Raw genomic sequence first — 4,541 nt, 5'->3', positions numbered from 1 at the left:
GCGCCGCCGCAGCCACCAGGGCCATGGTCAGCAGCACCTGCAGCAGCCCCAGGCCGAACACCTGCTTGCGCATCGCGCGCAGCTTGGGCAGGCTGAACTCGAGCCCGATGGCGAACATCAGGAACACCACGCCGAACTCACCCAGGTGCCGCATCCCTTCGGAGTTTTGCGCCAGCGCCAGCGCGTGCGGTCCGATCAGCACGCCCGCAGTCAGGTAGCCCAGCATGGGGGGCAGCTTGAGGCTGCGGAAAACCACCACGCCCAGCACCGCGGCCAGCAGGTAGAGCAGGGTCAGGGCGAGAGAAGACATGGCCCGGATGCTATCCGAGCCTTGGCCTGCTGGGCCGTCCGGCGCCTGACTGGCGCGCAAACGCCGCGCCCCGGCGTACCCGGTCGATAGAATCCCGGAATGACTCCAGCCTCCGCCGCGCCGCGCCCCTTCGACGCCGAACAGGCCCTGCGCCTGGCCCGCGCGACCTTTGAAATCGAAGCCGCGGCCCTGACCGGGCTCGCGCGCCGGGTGGACGCAGCATTCGCCCGGGCCGTGCAGTTGGTGCTCCAGACCCGGGGGCGCATGGTGGTCATGGGGGTGGGCAAGAGCGGCCACGTGGGGCGCAAGATCGCCGCCACTCTGGCGTCCACCGGAACCCCCGCGTTCTTCGTCCACCCCGCCGAGGCGAGCCATGGCGACCTGGGCATGGTCACCGGCGACGACCTCGTGCTGGCGATCTCGAACAGCGGCGAAAGCGCCGAGCTCACCATCATCTTGCCGCTGCTCAAGCGCCTGGGTGCCTCGCTGATCGCCATGACGGGCGGTTTGCAGTCCACGCTGGCGCGCCACGCCGATCTGCTGCTCGATTGCGGCGTGGAGCGGGAGGCCTGCCCGCTGAACCTCGCGCCCACGGCGAGCACCACCGCGCAGCTGGCCATGGGCGACGCGCTGGCGGTGGCGCTGCTCGACGCACGCGGCTTTCGCCCCGAAGACTTTGCCCGTTCGCACCCCGGCGGCGCACTCGGGCGCAGACTGCTCACGCACGTGCGCGACGTCATGCGCAGCGCAGCGCAGGTCCCGCGCGTCGCGCCCGACGCATCCTTTGGCGAGCTCATGCGCGAGATGAGCGCCAAGGGCCTGGGTGCCTCGGCCATCGTGGACGCGGCGGGCCGGGTGCTGGGCATCTTCACCGACGGGGATTTGCGCCGCCGCATCGAGTCCGGCGCCGAACTGCGCGCCACCACGGCGGCGCAGGTCATGCACGCTGCCCCGCGCCGCATTGCGCCCGACGCGCTGGCCGTGGACGCCGCCCGGATGATGGAAACCCATGCCATCACCAGCGTGCTGGTGGTGGACTCTGACGATGTGCTGACCGGGGTGGTGCATATCGGCGACCTCATGCGCGCCAAGGTGATCTGATGGCCGCGCCGGAAAATCCCTCCCGCGCACTGCCCGCGCTGGTGCCCGCGCTGCGCATCGACCCGGAACTGCTGCTGCGCGCCCAGGGCGTTCGGGTGGCATTTTTCGACGTGGACGGCGTCCTGACCGACGGGGGCCTGTACTTCAGCGAATCGGGTGAGACCCTCAAGCGCTTCCATTCCCTGGACGGGCAGGGGATCCGGCTGCTCCAGCGGGCGGGGATTACGCCCGCAGTGATCACGGGGCGCGACTGCGCGCCCCTGCGCGCGCGCCTGGCGGCGCTGGGCGTGGAGCACGCCGTCTTCGGCAGCGAGAACAAACGCCCGGCTGCGGAGCAGATCCTGGGCACGTTGGGTCTGGACTGGTCGCAGGCTGCGGCCATGGGCGACGACTGGCTCGACCTGCCGCTGCTGCGCCGCAGCGCCCTGGCCTGCGCACCGGCGAACGCGCAGGTCGAGGTGCGCCAGGTGGCCCATTACGTGACCCGGGCGTGTGGCGGCGCCGGCGCCGCGCGCGAATTGTGCGACCTGCTGCTCACGGCCACGGGCCACTATGCGGCGCTGCTCGCGGACTACGGCGCATGAACCAGGCGCGTGCCCGGTGGACCGACGGGCTGCGGGTGATCCGCCAGGGCTGGGAGCAGCTCACGCTCTACCTGCCCGTCGCGCTGATGGGCCTGCTGGCGCTGGGCAGTTGGTGGCTGGTGCGCAACGCGCCCCAGCCGCTGCAACTCGCCGAGGAGCGGCAGTGGGAACACCAGCCGGACTACTCCATGAAGTCCTTTTCCATGAAAAGCTTTGACGCCGTGGGCCGCCTGCAGAACGAGATGCAAGGCGAGGAGGCACGGCATTACCCGGACACCGACAGGATCGAGATCGACAGGGTGCGCATGCGCTCGATCGACCCCGAAGGCCGTGTCACCGTGGCCACGGCGGACCGCGCGCTGACGAACGCCGACGGTTCGGAAGTGCAATTGTTCGGCCACGCCGTCGTCACGCGCGAGCCCCTGCCTGCACGGCCCGGGGTGTCCGCGCAGCCGCGACTGGAGTTGCGCAGCGAGTTCCTGCACGCATTCACGCGCACCGGGCGCCTGCGCTCGAACCGACCCGTCACGCTCACCCGGGACCAGGACCGCTTTACCGCCGACGGCATGGAATACGACAACCTCGACCAGGTGCTGCAGCTGCACGGGCGGGTGCGGGGTCTGCTGCCGTCGCCGGGTGCTGCCCAGTAAGAGAAGCACACGATGAGAACGACGCATCTGCTGTACCTGCACGGTTTTCGCTCTTCGCCCGCGTCGGTCAAGGCGCGCCAGATGGCCGCGCACGTGGCGCAGCAGCACCCGGCCGTCAGCTTCTGGTGCCCGCAGCTGCCGCCCTCGCCGCGCGCCGCCATGCAGGCGGTGACCCAGGGAATCGCCGGCTGGCCCCGGGCCAGCATGGCGGTGCTCGGATCGTCGCTCGGAGGCTTCTACGCGAGTTGGGTGGCGCAGCGCATGGGCTGCCCCAGCGTGCTGCTGAACCCTGCCGTGGACCCGGCCCGCAGCCTTGAGCGTTACATCGGCGAGCACGGCACCTGGCAGAACCCGGGCGAGCGGATTTACTTCCTGCCCGAATACATCGGCGAACTCCAGGCGCTCGACACCCGGGGCCTGCCACCCGCAGCGCCCGAACTGCTCATCGTTGCCAAGGGCGACGAGTTGCTCGACTGGCACGAAATGGTCCGGCGCTACCCCGGCGCCCGACACATCGTGCAAGAGGGCGGGGAGCATGCGCTGAGCAACTTTGCTGCGTACATCCCGGAGATCGCGCGCTTCCTGCGGCTGGCATAAGGGCGGACGGGTTCCCGGGCGCACGACCGACCTCTCAGGGCATGGCCCCCGTGGGGTGCGCCGGACGCATCCGATCCTGGCGCAGCGCCAGATGGCAGAGCGCGTCATCGCGCGCGCAAGCGTCCGAACCAAGCTTGCTGCCCGCTGCCCGCTTGCCCGGCTCGAGCACGATTTTCTGCAGCGTGGCCTGCTCCACCGCCTTGCGCGAATACAGCAGCGGGAAGTAGTCGCCGTGGAGCCATTTCTCGGCCAGATCGCGGTAGTGCGGGCTCTCCGGGTCCCCCGATTGACCCGGTGCATTCACCGTCCTCGAGTTGTCCCAGTTGCCGACGTCAACCACCACGCGGAACGACGGGCCATTGGTTTGGCGGAAGTCGCCGCCGGGGCGGTACATCGACTGGTTCGGCGAATAGGGTCCCCCGTGCTTCGGCAGCGGGCCGACGTTCAGCTTGGCGCGCGTGGCCTCATCCACTGCGCTGGCCAGCGGGTGCTCCATCAGGTTGTAGTGCAACCTGCCCCATTGCCATTGGGCAGGATCCTCGCCTTGCAACGTGAGCATCTCGGCGTAGGCGCGGCCGAGGCTGCCCAGCAAGATAGCGTCGCGCTGGTGCGCTGCCTGCTCGCCCAGGCGCGCCTGCGGCTGCTCCAGCGTATCGAGCAGCACGGCGACGTCGGGCGGCCCCATCGCCGCCGCGGCGTCCTGGCTCAGCACCGCCCTCTTGAAGGCCGTGCCCAGATGCCGCGTGAGCCAGACCTCATACAACGCCGCCGGCGCGGAATCGACGCGCTCGACGCAATCCCAGCCCTTGAGGACATTCAGCGCCGCTTGCGTCCGCGCATCGGTTGACGACAGCGGATCGAGCAAGGCCGTGAGGCGGCGCGCGGGAATCGACAGGTCGTCGTTCTGCAGGTCCATCGAATCCTGCAGGGAGACCTTCGGCAAAGCCGCCAGCACTTCGCTGATGCGCGCAAAGCGCGAACCGTTGGTCCACTCGAAACCCAGCTTGCGCTGCTGGTACGGGTAGCCGTCGGGCAGGTTCATCTGGTTTGCGCTGGCGAACCAGCCCTGCTTCGGGTTGTAGCTCGACGGCAGCTGGTCGCCGCTCCAGAATCCGGCCCACTCGTAGCGGCCGTCGCCCGGCACGGGCAGCAGGCCATCCCAGTTCGGCCGCTTGGGCGCAAGGCCGCCGGGCACCCAGCCAATATTGCCCTTGGTGTCGGCGTAGACCAGGTTCTCGGTCGGTGCGCCCCAGTGCAGCATGGCGCGTTTGAAGGACTTGTAATTCTTGGCGCGCATGT

General features: G+C 69.5%; 6 protein-coding genes. 4 read left to right on the top strand and 2 right to left on the bottom strand.

Annotated features, from left to right (window positions below):
• The coding region (locus VTU_RS0105310; protein WP_010101571.1) for a cation:proton antiporter at positions 1 to 310 on the bottom strand (310 nt) is incomplete at its 3' end.
• A 99-nt stretch (positions 311 to 409) separates the two neighbouring features.
• On the opposite strand from VTU_RS0105310, the gene VTU_RS0105305 reads away from it, so the two are divergent.
• From VTU_RS0105305 to VTU_RS0105290, 4 genes are read left to right on the top strand one after another with little or no spacing between them, the layout of a single operon-like run.
• The gene (locus tag VTU_RS0105305; RefSeq protein ID WP_010101569.1) at positions 410 to 1,411 is read left to right on the top strand and encodes a KpsF/GutQ family sugar-phosphate isomerase; all 1,002 of its coding nucleotides are present in this window, start codon (positions 410 to 412) and stop codon (positions 1,409 to 1,411) included.
• Entirely contained in the window at positions 1,411 to 1,995 is a 585-nt protein-coding gene (locus VTU_RS0105300; RefSeq protein WP_010101567.1) for a KdsC family phosphatase, read from the top strand. Before VTU_RS0105305 ends, VTU_RS0105300 begins: the two co-directional genes overlap by 1 nt.
• Positions 1,992 to 2,645, top strand: coding sequence for an LPS export ABC transporter periplasmic protein LptC (lptC, locus tag VTU_RS0105295; protein ID WP_010101565.1), 654 nt, complete (start codon positions 1,992 to 1,994; stop codon positions 2,643 to 2,645). Before VTU_RS0105300 ends, lptC begins: the two co-directional genes overlap by 4 nt.
• A 12-nt stretch (positions 2,646 to 2,657) precedes the next feature.
• Complete coding sequence (locus VTU_RS0105290; RefSeq protein WP_010101563.1) at positions 2,658 to 3,242, top strand: YqiA/YcfP family alpha/beta fold hydrolase; 585 nt, start codon at positions 2,658 to 2,660, stop codon at positions 3,240 to 3,242.
• 34 nt (positions 3,243 to 3,276) lie between these two features.
• Here VTU_RS0105290 and VTU_RS25790 read toward each other — a convergent pair.
• The coding region (locus VTU_RS25790; RefSeq protein WP_010101561.1) for a penicillin acylase family protein at positions 3,277 to 4,541 on the bottom strand (1,265 nt) is incomplete at its 5' end.

The sequence above is a fragment of the Verminephrobacter aporrectodeae subsp. tuberculatae At4 genome, assembly GCF_000193225.1.
Lineage (GTDB): Bacteria > Pseudomonadota > Gammaproteobacteria > Burkholderiales > Burkholderiaceae_C > Acidovorax > Acidovorax aporrectodeae.
The sequence above is the reverse complement of the archived record's forward strand: the minus strand, read 5'-3'. Positions and strand labels throughout refer to the sequence as shown.

What these genes read in the sequence shown, in the direction of transcription:
- lptC (WP_010101565.1), top strand. Translation starts at nt 1,992, where the DNA reads ATGAACCAGGCGCGTGCCCGGTGGACCGACGGGCTGCGGGTGATCCGC.
- VTU_RS0105305 (WP_010101569.1), top strand. Translation starts at nt 410, where the DNA reads ATGACTCCAGCCTCCGCCGCGCCGCGCCCCTTCGACGCCGAACAGGCC.
- VTU_RS0105300 (WP_010101567.1), top strand. Translation starts at nt 1,411, where the DNA reads ATGGCCGCGCCGGAAAATCCCTCCCGCGCACTGCCCGCGCTGGTGCCC.
- VTU_RS0105290 (WP_010101563.1), top strand. Translation starts at nt 2,658, where the DNA reads ATGAGAACGACGCATCTGCTGTACCTGCACGGTTTTCGCTCTTCGCCC.